Annotated in this window: 25 protein-coding genes and 1 tRNA gene; 12 read left to right on the top strand and 14 right to left on the bottom strand. The window is 63.7% G+C overall.

Annotated features, from left to right (window positions below; genetic code table 11):
• Window positions 1-16: 16 nt before the first annotated feature.
• The 9 genes from U4Y90_RS24715 to recA form a co-directional block, all read right to left on the bottom strand.
• Window positions 17-907, bottom strand: a complete 891-nt coding sequence (locus U4Y90_RS24715; RefSeq protein WP_321798470.1) for an HNH endonuclease — start codon at window positions 905-907, stop codon at window positions 17-19.
• Between the two features lie 68 nt (window positions 908-975).
• Complete coding sequence (locus tag U4Y90_RS24710; protein WP_321798469.1) at window positions 976-2,781, bottom strand: PglL family O-oligosaccharyltransferase; 1,806 nt, start codon at window positions 2,779-2,781, stop codon at window positions 976-978.
• Between the two features lie 181 nt (window positions 2,782-2,962).
• On the bottom strand, window positions 2,963-3,553 hold the full coding sequence (locus tag U4Y90_RS24705) for a pilin (RefSeq protein ID WP_321798468.1): 591 nt from the start codon (window positions 3,551-3,553) through the stop codon (window positions 2,963-2,965).
• Window positions 3,554-3,663: 110 nt separating this feature from the next.
• Complete coding sequence (locus U4Y90_RS24700) at window positions 3,664-4,374, bottom strand: TerC family protein (RefSeq protein ID WP_321798513.1); 711 nt, start codon at window positions 4,372-4,374, stop codon at window positions 3,664-3,666.
• 108 nt (window positions 4,375-4,482) lie between these two features.
• Window positions 4,483-5,364, bottom strand: coding sequence for a succinate--CoA ligase subunit alpha (gene sucD / locus U4Y90_RS24695; RefSeq protein ID WP_321798466.1), 882 nt, complete (start codon window positions 5,362-5,364; stop codon window positions 4,483-4,485).
• A 98-nt stretch (window positions 5,365-5,462) separates the two neighbouring features.
• Window positions 5,463-6,644 carry an ADP-forming succinate--CoA ligase subunit beta gene (sucC, locus tag U4Y90_RS24690; protein ID WP_321798512.1) on the bottom strand — a complete coding sequence of 394 codons (1,182 nt, stop codon included), beginning with the start codon at window positions 6,642-6,644 and terminating at the stop codon, window positions 5,463-5,465.
• Between the two features lie 93 nt (window positions 6,645-6,737).
• On the bottom strand, window positions 6,738-7,388 hold the full coding sequence (locus U4Y90_RS24685) for a DUF2889 domain-containing protein (RefSeq protein ID WP_321798464.1): 651 nt from the start codon (window positions 7,386-7,388) through the stop codon (window positions 6,738-6,740).
• Window positions 7,389-7,499: 111 nt separating this feature from the next.
• Window positions 7,500-8,483: a recombination regulator RecX gene (gene recX, locus U4Y90_RS24680; protein WP_321798462.1), complete on the bottom strand. Its 984-nt coding sequence runs from the start codon at window positions 8,481-8,483 to the stop codon at window positions 7,500-7,502.
• A 19-nt stretch (window positions 8,484-8,502) separates the two neighbouring features.
• Window positions 8,503-9,573, bottom strand: coding sequence for a recombinase RecA (gene recA / locus U4Y90_RS24675; RefSeq protein ID WP_321798460.1), 1,071 nt, complete (start codon window positions 9,571-9,573; stop codon window positions 8,503-8,505).
• Window positions 9,574-9,856: 283 nt separating this feature from the next.
• Between recA and U4Y90_RS24670 the strand changes: the two genes are divergently transcribed.
• The 7 genes from U4Y90_RS24670 (at window position 9,857) to U4Y90_RS24640 (ending at window position 17,295) form a co-directional block, all read left to right on the top strand.
• Window positions 9,857-10,585, top strand: a complete 729-nt coding sequence (locus tag U4Y90_RS24670; protein WP_321798459.1) for a response regulator transcription factor — start codon at window positions 9,857-9,859, stop codon at window positions 10,583-10,585.
• Between the two features lie 5 nt (window positions 10,586-10,590).
• Window positions 10,591-12,174, top strand: coding sequence for a sensor histidine kinase (locus U4Y90_RS24665; protein WP_321798457.1), 1,584 nt, complete (start codon window positions 10,591-10,593; stop codon window positions 12,172-12,174).
• Window positions 12,175-12,405: 231 nt separating this feature from the next.
• Entirely contained in the window at window positions 12,406-14,064 is a 1,659-nt protein-coding gene (locus tag U4Y90_RS24660; RefSeq protein ID WP_321798455.1) for an MFS transporter, read from the top strand.
• 94 nt (window positions 14,065-14,158) lie between these two features.
• A tRNA-Met gene (locus U4Y90_RS24655) sits at window positions 14,159-14,235 on the top strand.
• A 117-nt stretch (window positions 14,236-14,352) separates the two neighbouring features.
• Complete coding sequence (locus U4Y90_RS24650; protein WP_321798454.1) at window positions 14,353-15,213, top strand: MurR/RpiR family transcriptional regulator; 861 nt, start codon at window positions 14,353-14,355, stop codon at window positions 15,211-15,213.
• Between the two features lie 148 nt (window positions 15,214-15,361).
• Window positions 15,362-16,696, top strand: coding sequence for an aspartate aminotransferase family protein (locus U4Y90_RS24645; RefSeq protein WP_321798453.1), 1,335 nt, complete (start codon window positions 15,362-15,364; stop codon window positions 16,694-16,696).
• Window positions 16,697-16,740: 44 nt separating this feature from the next.
• On the top strand, window positions 16,741-17,295 hold the full coding sequence (locus U4Y90_RS24640; RefSeq protein WP_321798452.1) for a carboxymuconolactone decarboxylase family protein: 555 nt from the start codon (window positions 16,741-16,743) through the stop codon (window positions 17,293-17,295).
• Between the two features lie 16 nt (window positions 17,296-17,311).
• On the opposite strand, the gene U4Y90_RS24635 is transcribed toward U4Y90_RS24640, so the two are convergent.
• Window positions 17,312-18,208, bottom strand: coding sequence for a glutamate/aspartate ABC transporter substrate-binding protein (locus tag U4Y90_RS24635; RefSeq protein WP_321798450.1), 897 nt, complete (start codon window positions 18,206-18,208; stop codon window positions 17,312-17,314).
• Window positions 18,209-18,397: 189 nt separating this feature from the next.
• On the opposite strand from U4Y90_RS24635, the gene U4Y90_RS24630 reads away from it, so the two are divergent.
• Together U4Y90_RS24630 and U4Y90_RS24625 are read left to right on the top strand one after the other, a co-directional pair.
• On the top strand, window positions 18,398-19,075 hold the full coding sequence (locus U4Y90_RS24630) for a glycine zipper 2TM domain-containing protein (RefSeq protein ID WP_321798448.1): 678 nt from the start codon (window positions 18,398-18,400) through the stop codon (window positions 19,073-19,075).
• A gap of 140 nt (window positions 19,076-19,215) precedes the next feature.
• Entirely contained in the window at window positions 19,216-19,707 is a 492-nt protein-coding gene (locus U4Y90_RS24625) for a hypothetical protein (protein WP_321798446.1), read from the top strand.
• Between the two features lie 324 nt (window positions 19,708-20,031).
• On the opposite strand, the gene U4Y90_RS24620 is transcribed toward U4Y90_RS24625, so the two are convergent.
• The 3 genes from U4Y90_RS24620 to U4Y90_RS24610 are packed head-to-tail and all read right to left on the bottom strand — an operon-like array spanning window position 20,032 to window position 21,957.
• Window positions 20,032-20,418, bottom strand: coding sequence for a hypothetical protein (locus tag U4Y90_RS24620; RefSeq protein WP_321798444.1), 387 nt, complete (start codon window positions 20,416-20,418; stop codon window positions 20,032-20,034).
• Between the two features lie 19 nt (window positions 20,419-20,437).
• Window positions 20,438-20,986: an outer membrane protein assembly factor BamE domain-containing protein gene (gene bamE, locus U4Y90_RS24615; protein WP_321798442.1), complete on the bottom strand. Its 549-nt coding sequence runs from the start codon at window positions 20,984-20,986 to the stop codon at window positions 20,438-20,440.
• 38 nt (window positions 20,987-21,024) lie between these two features.
• Window positions 21,025-21,957, bottom strand: coding sequence for a peptidoglycan DD-metalloendopeptidase family protein (locus U4Y90_RS24610; protein ID WP_321798441.1), 933 nt, complete (start codon window positions 21,955-21,957; stop codon window positions 21,025-21,027).
• A gap of 405 nt (window positions 21,958-22,362) precedes the next feature.
• Here U4Y90_RS24610 and U4Y90_RS24605 point away from each other — a divergent pair, with 405 nt between their 5' ends.
• Window positions 22,363-22,611, top strand: a complete 249-nt coding sequence (locus U4Y90_RS24605) for a GlsB/YeaQ/YmgE family stress response membrane protein (RefSeq protein ID WP_321798510.1) — start codon at window positions 22,363-22,365, stop codon at window positions 22,609-22,611.
• Window positions 22,612-22,681: 70 nt separating this feature from the next.
• On the opposite strand, the gene U4Y90_RS24600 is transcribed toward U4Y90_RS24605, so the two are convergent.
• Window positions 22,682-23,341, bottom strand: coding sequence for a DedA family protein (locus tag U4Y90_RS24600; protein ID WP_321798439.1), 660 nt, complete (start codon window positions 23,339-23,341; stop codon window positions 22,682-22,684).
• Between the two features lie 214 nt (window positions 23,342-23,555).
• On the opposite strand from U4Y90_RS24600, the gene mutL reads away from it, so the two are divergent.
• Both mutL and miaA read left to right on the top strand, forming a co-directional pair.
• The gene (mutL, locus tag U4Y90_RS24595; RefSeq protein ID WP_321798437.1) at window positions 23,556-25,508 is read left to right on the top strand and encodes a DNA mismatch repair endonuclease MutL; all 1,953 of its coding nucleotides are present in this window, start codon (window positions 23,556-23,558) and stop codon (window positions 25,506-25,508) included.
• On the top strand, window positions 25,505-26,452 hold the full coding sequence (miaA, locus tag U4Y90_RS24590; RefSeq protein WP_321798435.1) for a tRNA (adenosine(37)-N6)-dimethylallyltransferase MiaA: 948 nt from the start codon (window positions 25,505-25,507) through the stop codon (window positions 26,450-26,452). The genes mutL and miaA overlap by 4 nt, the downstream gene beginning before the upstream one ends.
• The last annotated feature ends 47 nt before the right edge of the window (window positions 26,453-26,499 follow it).

Raw genomic sequence — 26,499 nt, 5'->3', positions numbered from 1 at the left:
CCGGGGCCAAAACACGCTATCGGAAGCTCTTTCGATGGAATGCCAGTGCTTCAGTCGACGGGCGCGCCGCCGGATCTGCCGGAAGTTTAAGCTTTTTCCCTTCCAGCGCTTCATAGGAGGTGCCCGCTAACTGCGAACTCACCATCAGAGTGAGTTCATCCGAAATTGCAAGCAAACCCTCATCAAAGAGCCTGTGCAAATCCACGCGAAGGCAGAGGCCGTTTTGGGCGTGGTTGCTATTTTCATTGATGTACGGCTGAATGTGCGCGGCTTCCAACAACTCGACAACGGACTCGCCATAGACACTACAGCGATGATCATAGTTGCGCAGTATTCGTTGACGAAACGCAGACTGCCCTTTCCGATCCTTACGTAGCGCGGGTTTGCGACTCGCAGCGCCCGTCACCATCTCAAACGCGTTCGTTATTGAACGTTCTCTCAGTTGCAGCATGAGATTGTCGTGCTCGTGAAAATACTTGAGCTTGACGATCTGCCGGGGGAATGGATGACCAACCGATTCGGGATCGAAGCAGCGATCATCGTCCAGCATCACAGGATCTTCTAATTCAATACATCCGATCAAAGGATTAGATGCCGCCACAAAGTCGTTCGATCGCTTCTGCGCAAACGCCTGAATCTTCGCGACCAGGTTCGCCTGACTGTCGACACCATTCCCCAGCCCATACGTCTCCCACGCTTCGGCGGCGGTCATGTCTACATAGCGACTGAAGATGCCGTATCCGCCGATTTTTCGTATCGGAGCCTTCAACAGAAAATACAGTCGATCACCCTCGCTCAGCCCTCTTACGCGCCAAGGAGTCGGCGTCCAAAAATTGACAAAACGTCCCGTCGGCGCAGCTCTGAGTTGATAAAACCAGTCGAGATCGGTCGGTGCAATTGCAAACATATCTCTCAAAACAAGGGCCTACTTGGAACAACTTGAGCGCCTGAAGGCAGACCCATACGCCAAATTCCTCACTCCTCATCGTCCTCCGCCGAAGGCTCCTCATTCGGCAACGGTACTCCGTACAGCTTCACCAGATCCGCCTTGAACGACGCCAGCGGCTTGCCCGCTTCATCGGTCAGATCGTAGACGGCCAGAAGCTGCTTCGGCCAGTCGTGCAATTGCGTCGAGAAAATCTTCAGACGCGCCATCGTATCGAGCGCCTCCGCCTTCTGCCCGGCGAGCGCCTGGAGCACCGCATATCGGCGCAACACGGTTTCGCCCGGCAACAGCGCGATCGCCTGCCGATGCGCCGCAAGCTTCTCTTCGACGTTCTGCGCGTTGATCGGCAGCAGCGTCGCCGCACCGTATTCGCCCCACGCCGTGAACAGGAACGACGGATTATCGCGATACTGCTCCGCCGGCCGCGCCCCGTAATAAAGCACCTCGGCGCGGTTGTAGTCGCGCAGCGTCGGGTACAACGCAGCGAGCCCGCCGAACACGAGCACGACATACACGCCATACGACAGCGGGCGCGCGACCAGACGCAGAGGCCGCGTCTCCAGAAGTCCGATGACGAGCATCGCCGGCATCAGGAAGAACATGTACTGCTGCGGATATTCGACGAGCGCATGCATCATCAGCACGCCGAGCAGCGACAGCGCAAAAATGCGCGCCGGCGTCTGCGGCGCACGCAGCACGCGAATCAGCCAGAACGCGACGCCCGCGACCAGAATCGCCACGCCGAACGCGCCCGTTTTCGCGAGCAGGTCGATGAAGATGTCGTGCGCGTTGTTCGCGATCTCGACGCCGCCCAGGTCGCGCACGAGGTCGAACTGATAGCGCGGAAACTCACCCCAGCCGACACCCAGCAGCGGATGGGTCTTGAACATCGTCCAGCCGTACTTCCAGAGCGCGAGGCGCGGCGCGATCTGACTCGCTTCCTGCATGCGCTCCGCCGCCGATTGCGCGAGCCCGAAGTCGAAGCGCACGTTCGCCCAGCGCACGGCCGCGTTCACCGCGAAGAAGACGATGGCGAGCAGAATCGGGACGATCCACGCGCGCGCATCGCGCCGGCCCGGACCGTCCATGCCTTCCGACGCGACCGGCCGCCCGAGGACGAAAGCCATCCAGAAACCTGCGACCACGATCACCGCCGTCTGCAGCCACGGTCCACGCGACACGGTCAACGCGAGCCCGAGCGAGTACACCGCCGACAAGATCAGCCACAGGACGATCGGCAGCCGCCGCGTCTGCACGAAATAAAGCGCAGCCGCCAGCGCGAACGCGATCACGGTCGCGAGGTGATTCGCCTGCGCCATGTTGCCGAACGGACGTCGCTCGATCATCACGTTGTACGCGACCACGAAGGGCGTGAACTTCACTTCGAGATGCAGCAACTGCACGATCTGGCAGAAGACCGCGAACAGCCCGCCGACCATCAACGCCGCCGCGCCGATCCGCAGCGCCTTCTCCGCGAGCCCTGCCCGCACGAAGCCGAAGCCGGTGTGGACTGCGACGAACGACGCGAGCAAATACGCGCCGCCGAGCCAGTTCATCGACGGCTGCGCGACCGGCAACAGCACCGTCTGCGCGACGAGCAGCGCACCGAACGCGAGCGGCATCAATGCGACGACCGGCGACGCGAACGGCACTTTCGGCTCGGATACGCGCACGAGGAGCGCAACCGTCGCACCGAGCGCCAGATAAAGTGCGAGCGCGCTGTATTCGGCGTAGAAGGTCGGAATCGGATAGGTATGGTTGACGACCGTGAAGGGAATCGTCAACGCAAGACAGAGGACGGCAAAGCAGAGAAAGCGCGCGTATTGGGAAGGCATGAGGTACGGGGAACGTCGGCAACCGGCGCACTATACAAAACTTTGTCCCCGCTGTCCGTCGAACCGCCGGAATTGCTACGAAATCGCTGCCTTTCGCGCAAAAACGACGGAGCGCAAGGGCGGCGGCGTCGTAAATCCTGCCGCCGCGCTCGGGCTCACGCGTCTCCCTCGCTCGCACTGCTTACGCGCGGCACTCCGGCGGCGCCAGATTGGCCGGCAATGTCGGCGCTTGCGCGGGTACCGGGCCGGCGCCCGGCGCGGGCAGCGACGACGCCGTCTTCGCACCCGCGAAGCACTCCCATGTCACCGATCCCGCCTGCACCGCACCGCGGCTGAGCGCGATGCGCGCCGTGGGCGCATCGGCGTTGTCGGGTGTCGAAGGCACGAGCACGAGCGTGTTCGACCCGGCGGGCGCGACGCGCGTCGTATAGGCGATCGTGATCTGCCCATTGTCGCTGTCGACGTGTACGGACTCGACGTTGCGCGTGCCCGGCGGCGACGCAAAGCCGCCCGCGAGATCCGCGCCGTTCGCCGCGTTCTCCGCCACTGCGAGCCGCGCGCCCGCCGCGAGCGTCATGCCCTCGCCCACACGGCTTCGGGCCAGATAGTCCTGATAAGCGGGTATCGCATACGCCGCGACCACGCCGACGATCGCGAGCACGATCATCAGTTCGATCAGCGTGAAGCCGCGCGCCAGTGCGTCTTTCGCGCGCCCGAACCACCATGCGCGCCGTTCGCACGGCGCGTCGAAACTACAAGCCATCGTCGTCATTGTTGCTCCCAAAAGACAGAAAAGCGCCCTTCCGCGTGATGCGGACAGGACGCTTCGATCGTATTGAGGGAGATGATCTGGCGACAGTCAGCCGAACGGCCTAGGAAACTTCAGCTCGCCGCGCGATTGCCTTCGGCGATCGCGCGCCGCTTGAGCAGCCAGCCCACCGCGACGACAAAAAACGCGCCCGCGGCGCGCGCCGCGTATCCGACGAGTTCGGTATTGAGCGCGGGCCAGCGGTCGATGAACGGGTCGTCGATGATGAGACCGCCTGAAATCCATCCGAGCAGCCCCGCGCCTAACAGCACGACGACAGGAAAACGGTCCAGCAGTCTCAACACCAGCGTGCTGCCCCAGACGATGAGCGGAATGCTCACGATCAGGCCGAAGATCACCAGCGTGAGCCGGTGCCGCGGATCGGCAGCTTCGGCCGCGCCCGCGATCGCGATCACGTTATCGAGGCTCATCACGGCATCCGCGACGATGATCGTCTTGACCGCAGCCCACAGGCGGTCCGACGCGTCGATCTGATGGTCGTCGTGATCCGGCTGCATCAGCTTGACGCCGATCCACAGGAGCAGGACGCCGCCCAGGAACTTGAGAAACGGGACATCGAGCAGCAGCACCGCGAACGCGATCAGCACCACGCGCAGGATGATCGCGCCGAGCGTGCCGAGCACGATACCGCGCGTGCGCTGCAGATCGGGGAGATTGCGGCAGGCGAGCGCGATCACGACAGCGTTGTCGCCGCCGAGCAGGATGTCGATCACGATGATCTGAACGACCGCGCCCCAGTGGAGCGTCGAGAAAAATTCGAGCATGAGGCAGAAATAAAAAAAGCGAGGAAGCAATGCTCCCTCGCTTTTCATCGGCTTATACGAAAGGAATCAGTAAGAGTACCAAACCCTCGCTTAGTTTGCCGAATGCGTTTACAGCACTGACTTCAGCAGACGGGCCATCTCCGACGGGTTCTTCGTGACCTTGATGCCGCACGCGTCCATGATTTCGAGCTTGGCGTCAGCCGTATCCGCGCCGCCCGAGATCAGCGCGCCAGCGTGACCCATGCGCTTGCCCGGAGGCGCCGTCACGCCCGCGATGAAGCCGACGACCGGCTTCTTCATGTTGTCCTTGATCCAGTATGCGGCGTTCGCTTCGTCCGGACCGCCGATTTCGCCGATCATGATGACGGCGTCCGTGTCGGGATCGTCGTTGAACATCTTCATCACGTCGATGTGCTTCAGACCGTTGATCGGATCGCCGCCGATACCGACCGCCGACGACTGGCCGAGGCCCAGCGCCGACAATTGGCCGACCGCTTCATACGTCAGCGTGCCCGAACGCGACACGACGCCAATGCGGCCCTTCTTGTGGATGTGACCCGGCATGATGCCGATCTTCAGCTCGTCCGGCGTGATCGTACCGGGGCAGTTCGGTCCGAGCAGCAGCGTCTTGCGGTTTTCGCGGCGCATGCGGTCCTTGATTTCGAGCATGTCGCGAACCGGAATGCCTTCCGTGATGCAGATCGCGAGATCGAGATCGGCTTCGACGGCTTCCCAGATCGCTGCGGCTGCGCCCGCCGGCGGCACGTAGATGACCGAAACGGTCGCGCCGGTTTCGGCCTTCGCTTCCTTGACGGACGCGTAGATGGGGATGCCTTCGAAGTCTTCGCCGGCGCGCTTCGGGTTCACACCCGCGACGTACGCTTCACGGCCGTTCGCATATTCGCGGCAGGCGCGCGTGTGGAACTGGCCGGTCTTGCCGGTAATGCCCTGCGTGATGACCTTCGTGTCTTTGTTGATCAGAATCGACATGTAGTGACCTCTGTTCGTTTGGCGTCGCCATGCAAAAAACCAGGCGCCGCCATTCGTATCTGGTGGAACGCTCTCTTAAGGCAACAAGCGAAACGCGCTTACTTGCCTTCGGCCGCCGCGACGACCTTCCGCGCGGCTTCTTCCATGCTGTCCGCCGAGATGATCGGCAGGCCCGAATCAGCGAGCATCTTCTTGCCGAGGTCTTCGTTCGTGCCCTTCATGCGCACGACGAGCGGCACCTTCAGGTCCACTGCCTTCGACGCAGCGATCACGCCTTCCGCGATCACGTCGCAACGCATGATGCCGCCGAAGATGTTCACGAGGATCGCCTTCAGGTTCGGGTTCTTCAGCATCAGCTTGAAGGCTTCGGTCACCTTCTCGGTGGTCGCGCCGCCGCCGACGTCGAGGAAGTTGGCCGGCTCGCCGCCGAACAGCTTGATGGTGTCCATCGTCGCCATCGCCAGGCCTGCGCCGTTCACCAGACAGCCGATGTTGCCGTCGAGCGAGATGTACGCGAGGTCGAACTTCGACGCTTCGACTTCAGCCGGGTCTTCTTCGTCCAGATCGCGGTACGCGACGATTTCCGGGTGACGGAACAGCGCGTTCGAATCGAAGTTGAACTTGGCGTCGAGCGCGATCACCTTGCCGTCGCCGGTCACGATCAGCGGGTTGATTTCAGCGAGCGATGCGTCGGTTTCGAAGAACGCCTTGTACAGACCCTGGAGGATCGCGCGCGCTTGCGGAATCGATGCGTCCGGGATGCCGATCTTGCGTGCGAGGTCGTCCGCGTCCTTGTCTTGCAGACCGGTCGACGGCTCGACGGCGAACTTGTGCAGCAGTTCCGGCGTCTTTTCCGCGACTTCCTCGATGTCCATGCCGCCTTCGCTCGACGCCATCACGACGATCTTCTGCGAAACGCGGTCCAGCACGAGGCCGACGTACAGTTCCTTCTTGATGTCCGCGCCTTCTTCGATCAGCAGGCGATTGACCTTCTGACCTTCGGGGCCAGTCTGGTGCGTGACGAGCTGCATGCCGAGGATCTGGTTCGCGTATTCGCGGACCTGCTCGATCGACTTCGCGACCTTCACGCCGCCGCCCTTACCGCGGCCGCCGGCGTGAATCTGCGCCTTGACGACCCAAACCGGGCCGCCCAGCTCTTCCGCGGCCTTGACCGCATCATCCACCGAGAACACGGGTTTGCCGCGCGGGACCGCGACGCCGAATTTCCGCAGGATTTCCTTACCCTGGTACTCGTGAATCTTCATGCGTGATTCCTTCAGTCTGAGAGTTGGAGTGAACTTCTGTTTGCTTGAACCGCTGATTCTTCGATTCTTATTTGAATTCCGTGCGCGCACGCAGGCGCTGCCTGCGCGCTACGAGGCGGACTTTGTCTCCGGCCTGTCTTGTACCGCTGTTCCAGAGTCGGATTGTTCATCGGGCGCGTAGCCGAACCAGCGCGGGTAATACTCCTTGACCGCGGGTCCGTCGAAACGCAACGCATGGCAACGGCCCAGCTGAAAAGGCGGCTCGTCGTGCGGGGCCGTGCCGGCATTCGCGGCTTCGGCTTGCCGGAACGGATTGCCGTCCTCGATCTTCCAGACATCGCCGGCAAATGCCTGAATGGCCGCAGTCGGCAAGACGCCGCACAACTCGGTGAGATGCGTGCAGCCGGCCGCGCCTCGCAGCAGCTTGCTGGCTTCGCGGCGAAAATTCTGGAGCAGATTGAGGCCGATGAGCGCGCGATAGACCGGATTGGACTCGGCGCACAGCGCGCCATAGGGCGACCAGTCGGACGACGCTTCGACGTCGACGATGGTGAGCTTGCGGTCGATGGTGATGCGCAGCCAGAGTTCATGGATCGGCAGGCCGTGAGGCCGGACGCCCGTCGCGAGTTGAAAGTCGCGCGGCTTCTCATCGGTTAGACAGGCTTCGATATCCCACAGACCGTCGTCGCGCTCGAACGCTTCCAGCCGAATCGCGCGGCTATGGCGCAAATGTCGGGGAGCGGGAGGCGAGAGAGGCATGCTGGAGTGAGCCGGTACGGGGGAAACCGTGGAATTTTAGCATATTGGGTATTTCGAGCCGGACATGCGCCTGACGAAAGGAACGGGCGTGCAGATCGAGCGGCTCGACGCTCAATCGTCGACGATCTCTTCGCTCCAGTCTTCGTCACCGCCTTTCAGGATCTTGCCGATCGTGCCGCTCGAAAAACCGCGCGCGGCGAGGAAACGCGCCTGCTTGGCGCGCTCGGCTGGCGTCTCGGGCGCAACGCCGTACTTCTTTTCCCACACGGCCCGGGCGCGCGCGGTTTCGGACTGCGCGAGCTTGTCGGCGGTTTCGCCGATGAGCGCATCGCCGACGGCGTGGCGCTTCAGTTCGCTGATGATCCGGCTGCCGCCCATGCGCGACGCCCGCCGATGCACGACGCTCTCGACGAAGCGCTCGTTCGACAGCCAGCCATCGCGCTCGAGACTGTCGAGCAGGGATTCGAGCGAATCGGCTTCCTCGACATACGGACGCAGCTTGCGCGACAGCTCCGCGCGGCTGTACTCGCGACGGGACAGGAAAGCGAGTGCGCGTCCCTTGAGCGAGCGTTGCGGACGCCAGGGACTGTTGACTTCGCTTGCAGATGTCTTGCGGGCGCGCTGGCTGGAGCGGCTATAGACCGGTTCGCCCGATTCGGCCGGCGCCTGCGCCGAAGGCGCGCATTGTTCGAAGGGCTCGAAAGGATCGGCGTCTTCGAATGGATTGGCGAAGGGCGTCGAATCGAGACCGGCGTCCGTGCCTGCGGGCGGGACGGTCTGCGGCGCGCTATCGACGGAAGGCGGCTTCGGCTGCCCCGTCGCCTGATTCAGCAATGCGCGGGCTTGTTCGAGACGGGCGGCTCGATCACTTGCGTTAGCGGCACGGTCACCTTCTCTCGAAGGCTCAAAAAGGCGACGCGCCGGTGCGAGTGAATTCGCGCCGGCGCGTTCCTTTTTGCTGCCTTTGAGGCCGCTGGTCCTCGACGACGCGCTGCGCCGCTCGCTGCTTCGTTCGTAGCGATCGACGGATTCGGAATCGTCACCGGTTCCTTCATCCGCCGTGTCTGCCTTGGACCCGAACCGGCGCTTCTGCATCGTCCTTCAGGCCCGAGGCTTACTCGTCGCTGGCCGTTTCGGCGCCCACGACGACAGCCTCGCCCATCGCGGCCACACCCAGCGATTCGCGGATCTTGTTCTCGATCTCGCGTGCGATATCCGGATTCTCGCGCAGGAATTCACGCGCGTTGTCCTTGCCTTGACCGATGCGATCGCCGTTGTAGCTGTACCAGGCGCCCGCCTTGTCGATCAGCTTGGCCTGCACGCCCAGATCGATGATTTCACCCTGACGCGAAATGCCTTCGCCATAGAGAATGTCGAAGATGGCTTCGCGGAACGGCGGCGACACCTTGTTCTTCACGACCTTCACGCGCGTTTCGTTGCCGATGACTTCGTCGTTCTTCTTGATCGAGCCGATACGGCGGATATCCAGACGCACCGACGAATAGAATTTGAGCGCGTTGCCGCCCGTGGTGGTTTCCGGGTTGCCGAACATCACGCCGATCTTCATGCGGATCTGGTTGATGAAGATGACGAGGCAGTTCGTGCGCTTGATCGTGCCGGTGAGCTTGCGCAGCGCCTGCGACATCAGACGCGCTTGCAGACCCGGCAGCGAGTCGCCCATTTCGCCTTCGATTTCCGCCTTCGGCACGAGCGCCGCGACCGAGTCGATGACGATCATGTCGATGGAGCCGGAGCGCACCAGCGCATCCGCGATTTCGAGCGCCTGCTCGCCCGTGTCCGGCTGCGAAATCAGCAGTTCCGGCACGTTCACGCCGAGCTTGCCCGCGTACTGCACGTCGAGCGCGTGTTCCGCGTCGATGAACGCCGCCGTGCCGCCGAGCTTCTGCATCTCTGCGATCACCTGCAGCGTGAGCGTAGTCTTGCCCGACGACTCCGGACCGTAGATTTCCACGACACGGCCGCGCGGCAGACCGCCGACGCCGAGCGCGATGTCCAGTCCGAGCGAACCGGTGGAGACCACCTGAATGTCTTCGACCGCCTCACCTGCGCCGAGCCGCATGATCGACCCTTTGCCGAATTGCTTTTCGATCTGCGAGAGCGCGGCGGCCAAGGCCTTGCTCTTCTCCGCAGTCATTCCAGCCGGGCCTTTCTTGCTTTCTTCCATGAATCGTCCTTTGCTATGATGAACGGCGTCTGAGGCAGTGTTCACGGGCTTTTCGCTGCTTGATCGAGCATACGAAACCGCGCTTGCCACTCACGCAGACACTGTATAAAAAAACAGTAGTTTTTGCAAGCATGTCACGGGCGTGGCGCAGCTTTTTTTCCACGCCGCGCGACACGCGCAAAAACCACGAACACCTGGAGACCGCCGCGCCGGGCGACAAACGGTGCCGGCAATGCCGATGCGCTTCATCGCGCATGCATGGCGTATAAAGGCGCACACAACGATGCGAATCCTCATTGCCGAAGACGACAGCATACTCGCGGACGGCCTCGTCCGATCACTCCGCCAATCGGGATACGCCGTCGACCATGTGAAGCATGGCGTCGAGGCGGACACCGCTCTCTCCTTGCAGACGTTCGACCTGCTGATCCTCGACCTCGGCCTGCCGCTGATGCCGGGTCTCGAGGTGCTGCGCCGCCTGCGCGCGCGCAACTCGCAGATGCCCGTGCTGATCCTCACCGCCGCCGACAGCGTCGACGAACGCGTGAAAGGGCTCGACCTCGGCGCGGACGACTATATGGCCAAGCCCTTCGCGCTCAACGAGCTCGAAGCGCGCGTGCGGGCGCTGACGCGGCGCGGCGCGGGCGGCGGCCCGACGGTCGTGAAGCACGGCTCGCTTTCTTTCGATCAGGTCGGGCGGATTGCGACGATCGGCGATCAGGTCATCGATCTGTCCGCGCGCGAACTCGGCGTGCTCGAAGTGCTGCTGCAGCGAACCGGCCGGCTCGTGTCGAAGGAACAGCTCGTCAACCATCTGTGCGAATGGGGCGAGGAAGTCAGCAACAACGCGATCGAGGTCTACGTGCATCGGCTGCGCAAGAAGATCGAGCCGAGCGGCGCGAAGATCATCACGGTACGCGGTCTGGGTTACACGCTGGAGAAAGCGGTCGCCGCGACGAATGGCACCGGCCCGCAGCATGCCGGCGATGCGGCCAGCCATCACTATAAGTAGGCTGCATGGCGTCGTCCGCTTCCACCGAGTCGCCCGAGTCGAAGAACCACGCAGCAGCGAGCGCCGACGATTCCGACGCCCGGCGCGACGCGCGCTACGCCAATCCGTTCGCGCCGCCCGACGAACTCGAACCCGACGCCGAAACGCATCCGCGCTCGCTCTTCGGCGAGATTCTCGACTGGATGCTCGCGCCGCTTCTCCTGCTCTGGCCGATGAGCATCGCGGTGACGTATCTCGTCGCGAAGTCGATCGCGAACGGGCCGTTCGACCGCGCGCTCGAAGCCGATGCCTACGTGCTCGCGCGCCAGATTCAGCCGGTCAACGGCGTCGCGGAGTTGCGTCTGCCCGACGCGACGCGCGATTTCCTGCGCGCCGACAACGTCGATAGCGTGTTCTTCCAGGTGCTCGGCACGCGCGGAGAGCTCGTCGGCGGCGACCGTGACATGCCCCTGCCGCACGACGACGACCGTCCGCAGCCGGGCATCGTCGAATTTCGCGACGACGTGCTGCGCGGCAACGACATCCGCGTCGCGTATACCACGGTCGATCTGCCCGGCCTCGCGCCCGGACGCAATCCGGAGAGCGCGCAGCCGGTGCTCGTGCAGGTGGCCGAGACGCTCGACAAACGCAGCCAACTCGCCAACGACATCATCAAGGGCGTGATCCTGCCGCAGTTCGTGATCCTGCCGCTCGCGATCATCCTCGTGTGGTTCGGGCTTTCGCGCGGACTCGCGCCGCTGCATGCGTTGCAATCGAACATCCGCGCGCGCCGCCCCGATGACCTTTCGCCGCTCCAGGCGGGCAGCGCGCCGCCCGAAATCGCGCCGCTTGTCGCGTCGTTCAACGATCTGCTCACACGGCTCGAACAGAACATGGAGTTCCAGAAGCGCTTCATCGCCGATGCCGCGCATCAGATGAAGACGCCGCTCGCGGGCCTGCGCATGCAGGCGGAACTGGCGATGCGGCAGGACGTATCGACCGAAGTACAGCGCTCGCTCGAGCAGATCGCGATGAGTTCCGAGCACGCGGCGCGCCTCGTCACGCAATTGCTCGCGCTCGCGCGCGCCGAGAATCGCGCGACAGGACAGATCTTCACGCGCATCGTGCTGACCGATCTCGCTCGGCTCGCCGTGCGCGACTGGGTGCAGGCGGCGCTCGCGAAACGCATGGACCTCGGTTATGAAGAGCCGCCGTTTTCGGTCGAAGTGGAAGGCAACGTCGTGATGTTGCGCGAGATGCTGTCGAACCTGATCGACAACGCGATCCGCTACACGCCGGCCGGCGGGCGCATCACCGTGCGCGTGCGGACCGACGACGACGATCTCGATCTCGTGCATCTCGAAGTGGAAGACACGGGCCTCGGTATTCCCGCGGCGGAGCGCGAGCGCGTGGTCGAGCGTTTCTATCGCATCCTCGGACGCGAAGGCGACGGCAGCGGCCTCGGGCTCGCCATCGTCAAGGAGATCGCGGCGATGCACGGCGGCACCCTCGCCATCGAGGATCACGTCTATCAGGAGAGCCCGAGACTCGCCGGAACCCTTGTTCGGGTCAGCCTTCAGCGGGTTTTTCCTGCCCGGGACAAACCCTGAGCGTCAGCATCGCCGAATGGGAATCAACGCGCGAATAGAACGAGTTTAAGAGAACTTAAACGATCGTTCGCTTCACATACCCGCGCATTCCGCGCAATTCCCCGTTTGGAGCGCCGCTCCGGCTTCCATGCGACGCGTCAGAACGCCGTAAGTTTTCGTTCCAATAATCCACTCACCGGAGCCGCGTGGGCGCGGACCGACGTATTCGAAAATCAAATCAGGAGACGATACATGGCTACGGTTGAGGGGCGCGTGTCCCACGCACCGATGACGGCGGAGGAGAAGAAGGTCATCTTCGCCTCGTCGCTCGGCACGGTGTTCGAGTGGTACGACTTCTATCTGGCGGGCTCGCTCGCCGTCTATATCAGCAAGACGTTTTTCTCGGGCGTCAATCCGACAGCCGGTTTCATCTTCACGTTGCTCGGTTTCGCGGCGGGCTTCGCGGTGCGTCCGTTCGGCGCGATCGTGTTCGGGCGGCTCGGCGACATGGTCGGACGCAAGTACACGTTCCTCGTCACGATCGTCATCATGGGTCTGTCGACGTTCCTGATCGGCTTCCTGCCGGGTTACGCGTCGATCGGCATCGCGGCGCCGGTGATCTTCATCGCGATGCGGCTGTTGCAAGGCCTCGCGCTCGGCGGCGAGTACGGCGGCGCGGCGACGTACGTCGCGGAGCACGCGCCTTCGAACAAGCGCGGCGCGTGGACGGCGTGGATCCAGACCACGGCGACGCTCGGTCTGTTCATCTCGCTGATCGTGATTCTCGCGGTGCGCACCGCCGTCGGCGAAGAACAGTTCGGCGCGTGGGCGTGGCGCATTCCGTTCCTCGTGTCGATCCTGCTGCTCGCAATCTCGGTGTGGATCCGGATGAAGCTGCACGAGTCGCCGGTGTTCGAGCGTATCAAGGCCGAAGGCAAGACCTCGAAGGCGCCGCTCACGGAAGCGTTCGGCGAGTGGAAGAACCTGAAGATCGTGCTGCTCGCGCTCTTCGGCCTGACCGCGGGTCAGGCGGTCGTGTGGTACACGGGCCAGTTCTATTCGCTCTTCTTCCTCACGCAGACGCTGAAGGTCGATGGCACCAGCGCGAACATCATGGTCGCGGTGGCGCTTCTGATCGGCACGCCGTTCTTCGTGTTCTTCGGTTCGCTGTCGGATCGCATCGGGCGCAAGCCGATCATCATGGCGGGCTGCCTGATCGCGGCATTGAGCTTCTTCCCGCTCTTCAAGGCGCTCGCGCACTACACGAACCCGACGCTCGAAGCCGCGACGCAAAAGGCGCCGATCGTCGTGATCGCGAATCCGGACGAGTGCTCGTTCCAGTTCAACCCGGTGGGCACGTCGAAGTTCACGAGTTCGTGCGATATCGCGAAGAGCGCGCTGTCGAAGGCCGGTCTCAACTATGAGAACGTGGCGGCGCCGGCGGGCACGCTCGCGCAGATCAAGGTCGGCGAGACGGTGGTGAACACGTACGACGGCAAGGCCGCCGATGCGAAGGCGCAAGGCGCGGCGTTCGACAAGACGCTCGCCGGCACGCTGAAGAGCGCGGGCTATCCGGCGAAGGCCGATCCGGCGCTGATCAACTGGCCGATGGCGATCGTGGTCCTGACGATCCTCGTGATCTTCGTGACGATGGTGTACGGACCGATCGCGGCAATGCTGGTCGAGATGTTCCCGGCGCGGATCCGCTATACGTCGATGTCGCTGCCGTATCACATCGGCAATGGCTGGTTCGGCGGCTTCCTGCCGGCGACGGCGTTTGCGATCGTCGCGGCGAGGGGCGATATCTACTCAGGCTTGTGGTATCCGATCGTGATTGCGCTCATCACCTTCGTGATCGGCATGCTGTTCGTGAAGGACACGCGCAAGTCGAATGTCTATCACGAGGATTGATGAGACCTGGCAACCTTCCGCGCGGTTCTTTTAACAAATCGCGTGGAAGGGGTTGACAGGTGTTTCATGGCTCGCCATAATCTCGTCTTCTTTCGGCGAATTAGCTCAGTCGGTTAGAGCGACGGAATCATAATCCGCAGGTCCGGGGTTCGAGTCCCTGATTCGCCACCAGCTTCAACAAAAAGCCGCTGTTCCAAAAGGACAGCGGCTTTTTGCTTTTCCCACCGCGCACCGCTCCGGGTCTGGCTCATGCTTAAATAGCGCGTCCGCTTCTCAAGCATCCAGACCGTGCCCACCTTCGACCAACTCGCCGCGATCATCCGCGACCGCTTTCCCGACCTGAGCCCGCAATTCCAGGCCGGCGCCGCATTTCTTCTCGACTATCCCGATGAAGTCGCGGTCCTCTCGATGCGCAAGGTCGCCGAGCGCGCCAAGGTGCAGCCCGCCGCGATGGTCCGTCTTTCGCAGCAACTCGGCTTCCCCGGCTGGAACGAGTTGCGTGAAATCTTCGTGAGCCGCGTGCGCACGCGTCCCGAAGCGCTGACGACGCGCGCCCGGACACTCGTGAAAGGGGGCGCCGACAATCATCTGAGCCGCGATCTCGCGCAAGCGCAGTCGCACAATCTCGAGCTCACGCTCGCGCAAAACGCGGCGAGCGTCGTCGAAGCGGCGAAGACCTTGAAGAAGGCGCCGCACGTTCACGTCGCGGGTTTTCGGTCGTGCTATCCGGTCGCGTTCAGCTTGCTTTACGGATATCGCCTGTTCCGCCCGTCGGTGAGTCTCGTCAGCGGAGAAGCCGGCACGCTCGAAATGCAGTTGCGCGGCATCGAGAAAAAGCACGCGGTGGTCGTGGTCAGCTTCGCGCCGTATTCCATCGAAGCCGTGCGCGTCGCGCAGGCCGCGATCGAGCGCGGCGCGAAACTCGTCGCACTGACCGATAGCGCCGTTTCGCCCATCGCGCTGAACGCGGATCACACGCTGATCTTCTCGCACGAATCGCCTTCGTTCTTTCCGTCGCTCGTGGCGGCATCGGCGCTGGCCGAGATGCTCGTCGCGCAGTTGCTCGCGCTCGAAGGCAAGGACGCCGTCGCGAATCTGGAGCAAGCCGAAGCCGCGCTGCACTCGCAAGGCGCCTACGCGGCCAACTAGCCGGTCGACGCTCGCGCAACCGAGGCCCGCCCTATCGACGCAACACAATGCGTTGCCTCCACACGCGCCATTGACAACATATGTTGTTATCGAGTTAGAATAATACATCGCGTGTTGCATGCGCACTCAAAGGCAGAAGGCGGGAACCATGTCCACGGTATTTCATCGCGCGCCACGCGCCAGGCTTCCCGTCGCCGTGCGCGGCGACGGCATCGAGATCGTCGATTCGACCGGCAAGCGCTACATCGACGCGTGCGGCGGCGCGGCCGTCTCCTGTCTCGGGCACAGCCATCCGCGCGTGATCGAAGCCATCCAGCGTCAGGTGCAGCAGTTGCCCTACGCGCACACGTCGTTCTTCACGACGGAGCCTGCCGAAGAACTTGCCGACCTGCTCGTCGAAGCCGCGCCGAAGCATCTCGGCCACGTGTATTTCGTGTCCGGCGGCTCGGAAGCGATGGAAGCCGCGCTCAAGCTCGCGCGCCAGTATTTCGTCGAGAAAGGTCAGCCCGAACGACGACACTTCATTGCGCGCCGGCAGAGCTATCACGGCAACACGCTCGGCGCGCTCGCGATCGGCGGCAACGCCTGGCGTCGCGAGCCGTTCCTGCCGATCCTGATCGAGGCGCATCACGTCTCGCCCTGCTTCGCGTATCGCGAGCAGCAGGCCGGCGAAACCGACGAAGCCTTCGCGCAACGTCTCGCCGACGAACTCGAAGCGAAAATCCTCGAATTGGGTGCGGAATCGGTGGCGGCGTTTGTCGCGGAGACGGTCGTCGGCGCGACGGCGGGCGCGGTGCCGCCGGTGCGCGAATACTTCCGCAAGATCCGCGCGGTCTGCGACAAGTACGGCGTGCTGCTGATTCTCGACGAAGTGATGTCGGGCATGGGGCGCACGGGCTACCTGTTCGCGTGCGAGGAAGACGGCGTGTCGCCCGACATTCTCGCGATCGCGAAGGGTCTCGGCGCAGGCTATCAGCCGATCGGCGCGACGCTCGTCAGCAACGAGATCTTCGATACGATCGTGGGCGGTTCGGGGTTCTTTCAGCACGGTCATACCTATATCGGTCACGCGACGGCGTGCGCGGCGGCGCTCGAAGTGCAGAAGGTTATTGCCGAAGACAAGCTGCTCGACAACGTGCAAGCGCGCGGCACGCAACTGCGCGCATTGCTGCGCGAGCGGCACGCGAATCATCCGTTCATCGGCGATGTACGCGGGCGCGGGCTCTTCACCGGCGTCGAACTGGTGCGGGATCGCGCGAGCAAGGCGCCGTTCGATCCTAAGCACAAGCTGCACGCGGTCATCAAGAGCGAGGCGATGAAGCGCGGCCTCATGGTGTATCCGATGGGCGGCACCGTCGACGGGCGCATCGGCGACCACGTGCTCATCGCGCCGCCGTTCATCACGACGAGCGCGCAGATCGAGACGATCGTCGAGCGGCTGTCGGATGCGATCGAAGGCGCGCTCGGCGTCATCGGCGCATAGGCGGCGTGACCGGCGAGCGACACATCACGAACATCGAGCGAATCATGAACCAGCGACTTCCCGACTTCCAGATCGCCACTGCGTCCGACGAACAAAAGGCTGTTTTGCAGGACATCCTCAGCGGCCCGCGCGGCAATCTCAACGGGCCGTTCCTCGGCTGGATCTTCAGTCCGGAACTCGCGCAAAACGCGCAGAAGCTCGGCGCGTTTTGCCGTTACAACACCGGCCTGCCGCTGCGCCTTTCCGAGCTCGCGATTCTCGTTACCGCGGCGCGCTGGCGCTCGCAGGCGGAATGGCACATCCATCATCCGATCGCGCTCGACGCCGGCCTGCCCGCCGATCTCGCCGAAGCGCTGCGCACCGGAAACACGCCGACATTCGCCGACGCCGACGACAAGCTCATCTTCGATTTCGCCACCGAGCTCTACGACACGAAGCGCGTGAGCGATGCGACCTACGACGCCGCCGTTGCGCGCTTCGGTCATACGGTCGTCGTGAATCTCGTCGGCTTGCTGGGGTATTACGCGCTCGTCGCGATGACGCTCAACACGTTCGGGATGCGCGCCGAAGGGCAGACGGAACTGCCCTTCGCGGAATGACGTCGCGAGCGGAGCGCTATTCGAACGCCTTGTCGTTCGGGGCGGCGTAGAGCTTCTGCATCGTCTCGCTCATCGGGAAATCGAAATTGACGTTCTTCGGCGGCACCGGTTTCATGAACCACTTGTCGTACATCGTCTTGATCTCGGGGCTTTTCATCACCTGACTCATTGCGTCGTCGACGAGCTTTTTGAACTCCGGATCGTCCTTGCGCATCATGAAGCCGTATGCCTCCGATGACTGCGGCGTGCCGACGAGCACCCAGTCCGACGGCTTCGCCGTCAGCGAACGCGTACCCGCGAGCAGCACGTCGTCCATCATGTAGGCCACCGCGCGGCCGGTCTCGAGCGTCGCGCGCCCTTCCCCGTAGTCCTTCGCGCTGATGATGCTCATGTTCATCTTCTTCTCTTCGTTCATCTTGCGAAGAATGCGCTCGGACGTCGTGCCCTGATTCGTCACGACGGTCTTGCCCGCGAGATCGGGAAAATCCTTGATGCCGGAATCCTTCTTCGTGAGCAGACGTGTCGTCGCGACGAAGAACGTATCCGAAAACGCGACCTGATTCTGCCGCGACGTGAGATTCGTCGTCACGCCGCATTCGAGATCGACGGTGCCGTTCTGCACCAGCGAAATGCGGTTCTGCGAGGTCACCGGAATGAAGCGCACGCGCAAGTCCGGATGTTTCGTCTTCGCCTTGACCGCGTCGATCACCTTGTTGCACAAGTCCTGCGAAAAGCCGACGACGTTGTTGTTCGCGTCGACATAGGAGAACGGCACGGACGTTTCGCGATGTCCGATCGCGATGAGATCGACGCTCTGGACCTTGGCGAGCGTCGACTGGCCGTCCTGGCCGTAACTCGCGCCCGAAATGAGCGACAACGCAATAGCGGATGCAAGCAGCGATGTGGATTTCATGAAGGCCTCTTTTCGTATCGAATGAAACATATGTTGCCATCGACAAAAATAACGCAACATATGTATTCACCCTAGGCCGTTTTGGACAACCGCGCGCCGCGACTTTTACTTACAAATGTCACAGCAATCGCGTCCACCGCCATCGTTGCGCGGCGTTATAGCTGGCAGGCACCCACAGGAGTCGCTGCCATGAACGCCACACCCGAAATTCGCGAGATTCAAACGAAGCCGTCGCGCATCCATCCGCTCGTCGCGGCCGCCGCCGTGTCGATCATCCTCGCGTGCGGCACCGGCGTCGCTGCGATGACGGGCCTCCTGCCGTCGTCGAAGGCGACTGCCGCGACGGTCACGGCCGCGCCGCCCGCCGATGCGCAAACGGCCGGGCCCGCACCGGTCGTGCAGGCGTCGCAGCCGGCGACCGCGCCAGCCGCATCGCTGCCGCGCGCGGTGCGCGGGCATCATCCGACGCCGGTGCACAGGCCCGCTCCGGTTCAGGGCAACACGTCCTACTCGCCGCCTCCCGCGCCCGCCTACGATCCTTACGCCGGCGAAGTCACCGCCGTCGATGCCGTGCAGACCGCTCAGCCGACCACCGGCATCGGCGCGATCGGCGGCGCGGTGGTCGGCGGGCTCGCGGGCACGCAGATCGGCAACGGCCGCGGTCGCACGGCAGCGACGATCATCGGGGCGATCGGCGGCGGGCTCGCGGGCAATCAGATCGAGCACGTCGTTCACAAGGCGACGACCTATCAGGTGCAGGTTCGGATGAACGACGGCAGCGTGCGCCGCTTCGACTACCAGGCCGCGCCCGGTGTGGCGGTCGGCCAGAAGGTGCACGTCTCCGGCGACACGTTGACGCCCGCGTGAGCAGGCGGCGGCACGCCTTAAGAAACAGCTAATTCTCCGGTGCGATGATGCTTTCCACGCCAAATGCATCCAACGCACCCAGCGTCCCGACGCGACAGACCGCGCCGGCCCACGCGAAAACCTCTTTCGGGAGATCTGCCGTGAAGAAGAAATCGACGAACATGAAGTCCGCCCGTCCCGCGATGTCGCCGTTGTTGCGCGCGCTGACATACAGCCGCGCCGCACGCGAACCGATGATCGACGCGATGCTGCTGCGCTGCTACGTGGCGCTCGACGCGTTTCATCGCGGACACGGCTCGCAATCGCTCTTCATGACGCTCTGCCGTCACATGCTGGTTGCGGAAGAGCTCTGCCAGCTCGGGCACGCGCCGGAATGCGAAGACGACATCACGCTCGCGCACGAAGCGCTGGTCGAGCTGGATGCACGTCATTCGGCCGACGCCGTCTGGACGCTCGATGCCGATCAGTACGCGCGCCTCTGCACGGGCCTCGCCGTTTTCGCGGCGCAACTGGAAGACGCGACGCTCGAACACATTGCACAAGCCGAAGCGCGCATGGTCACGCAATCGCTCGTCGCGGCGAACATGCGTTCGGGCGTCGGACGCGCGCAGAGCATGGTGTCGGCAAGCTGAGCATCGCGCCGAAAGTCGGGGCTTTCCCCTAATGGGCTTAACAATGCGCGAGTGTGTTTGCGAGCGTACATTCCAGGAAATGGCGATTCGCAATACTTATTCCAGCGCACGGGGGGAAGCAGCAAAACGCGCCGAGAGACCGACGAACAGGATGGGCGGCACTCGAACGAGTGGTGGGTAAAAGCAGAGCGCAAGAATAAAAAAGCAAAGCGCGAGTTTTTGCCAACGACGCGGCGAGTCGCAGGCGAAGGAGGCCAGCGCCCCGACAAAGAAGCTCAAAAGCCGGCATTCGCCGGCTTTTTCTTTTGTGGTGTCGATCGCGGATCAGCGTATGCCGGCGAACACGGTCCTCGCGCAGTCGACGCACCAATGGCGCAACACCGTGTCGGGCCGCGCGTCCCACACGTGGCCGTAGGCGCATTGCCAACTCAATGGCGTCGCGGCATCGACATAGCTGCGCGAGAGCAGCATGCCGCCGCGCACGCTCGCGACTTCGCGCAAACGCTTCGTTTCCAGCTCGCGCCGCTCGGACGCGCAGTTCATGCAGCACACGTTCTGCGCGATATCGAGCGTCTTGTCCCAGCGATGACCGCGCCCGCACTCCCAGCGCGCGGTCGTGTTCTCGTCCGGATGGTGCAGCGCCTGATCGCGATAGCGCGACGCTTCGTCCATCAGACGAAGGCGCGTGTTGCAGATAGACGGATCGCTCATCGTACTCATGCCTGGGTAATCAACGCTGGCCGCCGCGGATCGCTTCGGAACGCGAAGTCGTGACGACGGTGCCATCCGGCCCGAAGTGCGCGTTGAACATCGCGTCCTGATTCACGCCGTCTTCCAGCCAATGCCAGCTCCACACGCGCTCCTGCTTCAGGCGATACTCCGCAATTTCGGTCGGCTTGCCGAGCAGTCTGCGCACTTCGTCCATCGTCATGCCGGGCCGCACTTTCGCAAAGTTCGCGGCGGTCAGCACCTGCGTCACGGAAACGAAGCGGCCGTTGGCATCGAGATCGACCATGTAGGTGGTCGTCCCCGCCGGCCCGCGCGGATACTCGAAGCGCTTGCTGCCATCGGTGAAAGTGCGCTCCGTCTCCGGTTCGCCCATCTGGTCGCGGATCTGCGCCTCGGTCGTGACGCCGGGCTGCAGGTTCTTGAGCAGCAGGTTGTCCGGCTTCACCGCGTTGAAAAACGACTTGAGCTTGTTCACCGCTTCCTCGCTTTGCTGCTGATCGCAACCCGAAAGCAACGATGTCAACGACGCCGCGGCAAGTGCGGTGATCATGATCTTCTTCAACTTCACCCCCTCTTCGCGTGACCGGATCAGCCGCCGGCCGCGCCGAGCAGCGGCATCGGGTCGACTGCCGCGCCCGACTTTCTCACTTCGAAGTGCAGCGCCGGCGTGCCGCTCGGCCCGGTGCCCATGTCCGCAATCGTGGCGCCCTGCCTGACAGTGTCGCCTTCTTTCACGAGCAGTTTGTCGTTATACGCGTAGGCGGTCAGATAATCATTCCCGTGCTTGACGATGATCATGCGACCGTAAGAACGCAAGCCGCTGCCGGCATACACCACTTTGCCCGACGCCGCCGCCTTGACCGGCTGCCCGACCTTGCCCTCGATATCGATGCCCTTGTTGCCGCTCGCGCCGAACTTGCGCACGACCTCGCCGTGCACGGGCCACACGAAGGTGCCCTTGGGCGCGGTCGCGGTGACGGTGGCCGGATGCTCTTCGCTCGTTGCGGCGGGCTTGTCGGACGCCGGTTTCTGCGCGACGGATTTTTCCGGCGTCGGCAGAAGCGGCGGCTGCGCCATCTTCGATCCAGCGGTTGCCGTGCCCGCCGTGCTTGCTGTCGTCGACGCGCCCGGCGGCGCCACGCGCAACACCTGACCGACATTCACCTGTCGGCTTTCGGGCAGCGTATTCCACTTGGCCAGATCGGCCGGCTTTTGCTTGAAGGTGCGCGAAATGCCGTAGAGCGTATCGCCCGGTTTCACGCGATAAAACCCGGCCTCGACGGGCGCGGACGTCGTCGGCCCGAGCGGCACGACCGGCGCGGGCGTCACGCTCGGCGACGTGCTCTGTACGACCGGCGGCGCGCTCAGCGCCGAGCTTTCGACGATCGGCGCGGGCGTGCGCGGCGTCGATGAACATCCCGTCAGCGCCGCGGCCATCCCCGCGACGAGCGCCATGCCCGCGATCGCCCCGCGCGCATTCGATCCGAAACCTTCCTTGTGCATCGCCACCCGCTTTTTCATGCTTGTCGTCTTGAACTATTTCAACTTGCCGGCCGCGCCAAATCGCGCGGCGTCTTCACTTAACGCAAAGGCGCGCACCCGCTCGCCCCACACGTAGCTCACATTCTGAAGAAACAGAATGCCGCCAGCATAAAACATTACAGAAACAAATTCGCCTCAGTGACCTAAACGACACACTTCGGAAAATGGCCGACCAAACCCTTTGGCATTCTAAATTTTTGACGAAAATCGCCCCGGCCACGCGTCGCCGGTCGCCCGCGTCGTGGCAGCCGGCTGCATAGACAATCCTTGACAGTTGACGGGCCCCTGCCGCGGTCATTTCCGCTACATTGCCCACGCCCGAACGCAGGTCATGCCTGCGTCCCGCACCTCTCAATTCGACAGGAGTCTCAGCGCATGCAAATCATGCAACACGGAATCATCCTCAGCCTGATCATCGGCGGCGTTGCCGGCTGGCTCGCCGGTCTCATCATGAACGGCAGCGGCTTCGGCGTGATCGTCGACATTCTCGTCGGCATCGTCGGCGGCGTGATCGGCGGATGGATCTTCAGCACGCTCGGCATCTCGTTCGGCGGCGGCATCCTCGGCATGCTGATCACGGCCGTGATTGGCGCGGTCGTGCTGCTTTTCATCGTCCGCCTGTTCCGCCGCTAACGCGATTGCAAGCGTCCGCGAGGCCGGCATTCGACGGCCTCGCGGCATTCCGCCCCTTCGAGCCTCCGAATCAAGCCTTCGAATTGCGGCGACTCATCTTCCACAGCGCCCCGATCGCGACCGGCACGATCGCCGCGCCGATCCCCACCAGCACGATCACGTTCAGATACTGCTTGATGAACGGAATGTTGCCGAAGAAATAGCCGAGCAACACGAGCAACAACACCCAGATCAGCGCGCCCAGAATATTGAAAAGCTGAAAGCGCGCGTGACTCATCGACGACACACCCGCGACGAACGGCGCAAAGGTGCGCACCACCGGCACGAAACGCGCGATCACGATGGTCTTGCCGCCGTGCTTCTCGTAGAAGTTATGCGTCTTCTGCAGCGCGGCCCGGTCGAGAAAGCGTTCGAGCACGGGAATGTTCGTGTCGAAGACTTTCGGCCCGATGGCGCGGCCGATCCAGTAATTCACCGTGTTGCCGGTCACCGCCGCGACGAGCAGGAGCGCGATCAGCGCGAACAGGTCCATCTCGTGCGACGCGGCGAACGCGCCGCCGATGAACAGCAGCGAATCGCCCGGCAGGAACGGAAACACGACGAGGCCGGTTTCGCAGAACACGATCAGAAACAACACCGCGTAGACCCAGGCGCCGTAATTCTGGATGAAGACACCGAGCGACTTGTCGATGTGAAGGATGAGTCCCAGGAATTGCAGCAACGTGTCCAAAAATCTTTCCTCGAAAAATAGGCCCGCGCCGAAACAAGCGGCGCATGGGCATCGAATGCGGGAGTCGCGCCATGATACCGAAGTGGCGCGGCGCGTCTGTTAAAAAACCCGTATCCCGACGCCATCGCACCGGGTGTTGGCGGGGTTGGACGGATGCTGGCGATCCGGCCGGAGGCAAAAAAGGCGAGACGTTGCGAATCGCTATAATTTCGCCATGTCCGACCTCAACGAAACCTCCGCTGGCGCTTTGACAGCCGATGGCGGGCGCCGTTCGCGCGCCATCGCCCCGCTGCCCGACCAGCTCATCAGCCAGATCGCCGCGGGCGAAGTGGTCGAGCGGCCGGCGTCGGTCGTCAAGGAACTGCTGGAAAACGCGCTCGACGCGGGCGCGACGACGCTGCGCATCACGCTCGACGAAGGCGGCGTGAAACGCATCGTGGTCGCCGACGACGGCTGCGGCATTCCGCCGAACGAACTCCCCCTCGCGCTGATGCGCCACGCGACGAGCAAGATCCGCTCGCTCGCGGAGCTCGAAGCCGTCGCGACGCTCGGTTTTCGCGGCGAGGCGATCGCGTCGATCGCGTCCGTCGCCGAATTGTTCATCACGAGCCGCACCGAAAGCTGCGCGCACGCGACGCGCATCGACGCGCAGACCGGCGCGCTCTCGCCCGCCGCGGGCACCGTCGGCACGACGATGGAAGTGCGCGAGCTGTATTTCAACACGCCCGCGCGCCGCAAGTTCCTGAAGAGCGAGCAGACCGAGCTCGGCCATTGCCTCGACGTGATTCGCCGCACGGCGCTCGCGCGGCCGGACGTCGCGATTTCGGTGATCCACAACGGAAAAGCCGTCGAGCACTGGAACGCGAGCGACCCGCGGACGCGCGTCGCGAAGATTCTCGGCGAGGTGTTCGAAACCGCGCATCTGCCGCTCGACGAGCGCGCCGGGCCGCTCGCCGTCTACGGATGCGCGGGCCTGCCGACCGCGAGCCGCGGCCGCGCCGATCAGCAATATTTCTTCGTGAACGGCCGCTTCGTGCGCGACAAGCTGCTCACGCACGCCGTGCGCGCGGCGTACGAAGACGTGCTGCACGGCAATCGCTATCCGGCCTACGTGCTGTTCCTCGATCTGCCGCCCGAATCCGTCGATGTGAACGTGCATCCGTCGAAGATCGAAGTGCGCTTTCGCGATTCGCGCTCGATCCATCAGTATGTGTTTCACGCCGTGCAGCGCGCGCTGGCGCGGCACGCGGGCGCATCGCCGGAGACGACTTCCGGCGGACACGCCGCGCAACTGGCGCCGACCGGGCCCGCGTCGTTCAGTGCGAAACCGTTCGCCAGCGCGCCGGAAACGCTGCATCCGAAAAGCGAGAACGGCACCAACTGGATGCGCCAGTCGCGCATGACGCAGGGCACGCTGCCGGTCGCGCAACCGCTTGCGCTCTATGACGCGCTCTTCGGCCGCAAGGATATCGGCGCGGGCACGTCGAACGCGACGACGGCCGTCGACACGCCTTATCCGACGCTCGACGAGCGGCCTTCGACGCCGCTGATGGCGAACGACAGCGCGCTCGATCATGCGGACGAGCAGCCGCTCGGCTTTGCCGTCGGCCAGATTCACGGCATCTACGTGCTGGCGCAGAACGCGCGCGGTCTCGTGATCGTCGACATGCACGCCGCTCACGAACGCATTCTCTACGAGCAGTTCAAGCACGCGCTCGCCGATCGCGCGATCGCTGTGCAGCCGCTCCTGATTCCCGTGTCGATGACGGCCGAGCCGGTCGAGATCGGCATCGTCGAGGAAGAGCGCGAGACGCTCGATGCGCTCGGCTTCGATCTCGCGGTGCTGTCGCCGACATCGATCGCGATCCGCGCGGTGCCCGCATTGCTGAAGGACGCCGATCTGCAATCGCTCGCGCGCGCGGTGCTCGCGGATCTGCATGCGTATGGCGGCTCGCGCGTGCTCACGGAGCGCCAGCACGAATTGCTAGGCACGCTCGCGTGCCACAACGCGGTGCGCGCGAATCGCCGGCTCACGCTCGACGAAATGAACGCGCTCCTGCGCCAGATGGAAGCGACCGAGCGCGCCGATCAATGCAATCACGGCCGGCCGACGTGGTATCAGCTCACGCTCGCCGATCTCGACCGCCTCTTCATGCGCGGACAATGAGCGATTCCGCCTTGCCCGTCGCCTGCCTGCTCGGGCCGACCGCTTCGGGAAAGACCGCGGCCGCGCTGGCGTTCGCGGCGCGGCATCCGGTCGAAATCATCAGTGTGGATTCGGCGCTCGTCTATCGCGAGATGGACATCGGCACGGCCAAACCGAGCGCCGAAGAGCGCGCGGCGGCGCCGCATCATCTGATCGACATCATCGATCCCGCCGACACGTATTCCGCCGCGCAGTTTCGCGCGGACGCGCTGCGGCTCGCCGGCGAAATCGTCGCGCGAGGGAAGGTGCCGTTGCTCGTCGGCGGAACGATGCTGTACTACAAGGCGCTGACGCAAGGCCTGAACGACCTGCCCACCGCCGACGCCGATGTGCGCGCCGCCCTCGATGCCGACGCCGCCCGCGACGGCTGGCCCGCGCTGCACGCGCGGCTCGCGGCCGTCGATCCGGAAACCGCCGCGCGGCTCGCGCCGAACGACTCGCAGCGCATTCAGCGCGCGCTCGAAATTTTCATTCTGTCCGGGCAGCCGATGTCCGCGCTGCTCGCCGCGCCGCGCACGCAGGACGCGGATGCGCCGTTTCGCTTCGTGCCGGTCGCGCTGGAGCCTTCGGATCGCGCGGTGCTGCACGCGCGCATCGCCGCGCGTTTCGACGCGATGCTCGCGCACGGTTTCATCGACGAGGTTCGCGCCTTGCGCGCGCGCGGCGATCTGAATCTGTCGATGCCTTCGATGCGTTGCGTCGGCTATCGGCAAGCGTGGGAATATCTCGACGGCGCGACGCGCTATGACGAGATGCGCGACAAGGGCATCTTCGCGACGCGGCAGTTGTGCAAGCGCCAGTTGACGTGGTTGCGGGCGATGCCGGAGCGGATCGTGGTGGATTGCTGTGCGGGGGATGCGACGCAGCGGGTGGTGGAGGCAGTGGAGCGGGTCTTGCGAACATAGCCTCCAAAAACAAAAACCCTCGCACACGGCGAGGGTTTCTCTCAGCG

Source organism: Caballeronia sp. J97 (assembly GCF_905220305.1).
Lineage (GTDB): Bacteria > Pseudomonadota > Gammaproteobacteria > Burkholderiales > Burkholderiaceae > Caballeronia.
The sequence above is the reverse complement of the archived record's forward strand: the minus strand, read 5'-3'. Positions and strand labels throughout refer to the sequence as shown.

What these genes read in the sequence shown, in the direction of transcription:
- U4Y90_RS24715 (WP_321798470.1), bottom strand. Translation starts at nt 907, where the DNA reads ATGTTTGCAATTGCACCGACCGATCTCGACTGGTTTTATCAACTCAGA.
- U4Y90_RS24710 (WP_321798469.1), bottom strand. Translation starts at nt 2,781, where the DNA reads ATGCCTTCCCAATACGCGCGCTTTCTCTGCTTTGCCGTCCTCTGTCTT.
- U4Y90_RS24705 (WP_321798468.1), bottom strand. Translation starts at nt 3,553, where the DNA reads ATGACGACGATGGCTTGTAGTTTCGACGCGCCGTGCGAACGGCGCGCA.
- U4Y90_RS24700 (WP_321798513.1), bottom strand. Translation starts at nt 4,374, where the DNA reads ATGCTCGAATTTTTCTCGACGCTCCACTGGGGCGCGGTCGTTCAGATC.
- sucD (WP_321798466.1), bottom strand. Translation starts at nt 5,364, where the DNA reads ATGTCGATTCTGATCAACAAAGACACGAAGGTCATCACGCAGGGCATT.
- U4Y90_RS24685 (WP_321798464.1), bottom strand. Translation starts at nt 7,388, where the DNA reads ATGCCTCTCTCGCCTCCCGCTCCCCGACATTTGCGCCATAGCCGCGCG.
- recX (WP_321798462.1), bottom strand. Translation starts at nt 8,483, where the DNA reads ATGCAGAAGCGCCGGTTCGGGTCCAAGGCAGACACGGCGGATGAAGGA.
- recA (WP_321798460.1), bottom strand. Translation starts at nt 9,573, where the DNA reads ATGGAAGAAAGCAAGAAAGGCCCGGCTGGAATGACTGCGGAGAAGAGC.
- U4Y90_RS24670 (WP_321798459.1), top strand. Translation starts at nt 9,857, where the DNA reads ATGCGAATCCTCATTGCCGAAGACGACAGCATACTCGCGGACGGCCTC.
- U4Y90_RS24665 (WP_321798457.1), top strand. Translation starts at nt 10,591, where the DNA reads ATGGCGTCGTCCGCTTCCACCGAGTCGCCCGAGTCGAAGAACCACGCA.
- U4Y90_RS24660 (WP_321798455.1), top strand. Translation starts at nt 12,406, where the DNA reads ATGGCTACGGTTGAGGGGCGCGTGTCCCACGCACCGATGACGGCGGAG.
- U4Y90_RS24645 (WP_321798453.1), top strand. Translation starts at nt 15,362, where the DNA reads ATGTCCACGGTATTTCATCGCGCGCCACGCGCCAGGCTTCCCGTCGCC.
- U4Y90_RS24640 (WP_321798452.1), top strand. Translation starts at nt 16,741, where the DNA reads ATGAACCAGCGACTTCCCGACTTCCAGATCGCCACTGCGTCCGACGAA.
- U4Y90_RS24635 (WP_321798450.1), bottom strand. Translation starts at nt 18,208, where the DNA reads ATGAAATCCACATCGCTGCTTGCATCCGCTATTGCGTTGTCGCTCATT.
- U4Y90_RS24630 (WP_321798448.1), top strand. Translation starts at nt 18,398, where the DNA reads ATGAACGCCACACCCGAAATTCGCGAGATTCAAACGAAGCCGTCGCGC.
- U4Y90_RS24620 (WP_321798444.1), bottom strand. Translation starts at nt 20,418, where the DNA reads ATGAGCGATCCGTCTATCTGCAACACGCGCCTTCGTCTGATGGACGAA.
- bamE (WP_321798442.1), bottom strand. Translation starts at nt 20,986, where the DNA reads ATGATCACCGCACTTGCCGCGGCGTCGTTGACATCGTTGCTTTCGGGT.
- U4Y90_RS24610 (WP_321798441.1), bottom strand. Translation starts at nt 21,957, where the DNA reads ATGAAAAAGCGGGTGGCGATGCACAAGGAAGGTTTCGGATCGAATGCG.
- U4Y90_RS24605 (WP_321798510.1), top strand. Translation starts at nt 22,363, where the DNA reads ATGCAACACGGAATCATCCTCAGCCTGATCATCGGCGGCGTTGCCGGC.
- mutL (WP_321798437.1), top strand. Translation starts at nt 23,556, where the DNA reads ATGTCCGACCTCAACGAAACCTCCGCTGGCGCTTTGACAGCCGATGGC.
- miaA (WP_321798435.1), top strand. Translation starts at nt 25,505, where the DNA reads ATGAGCGATTCCGCCTTGCCCGTCGCCTGCCTGCTCGGGCCGACCGCT.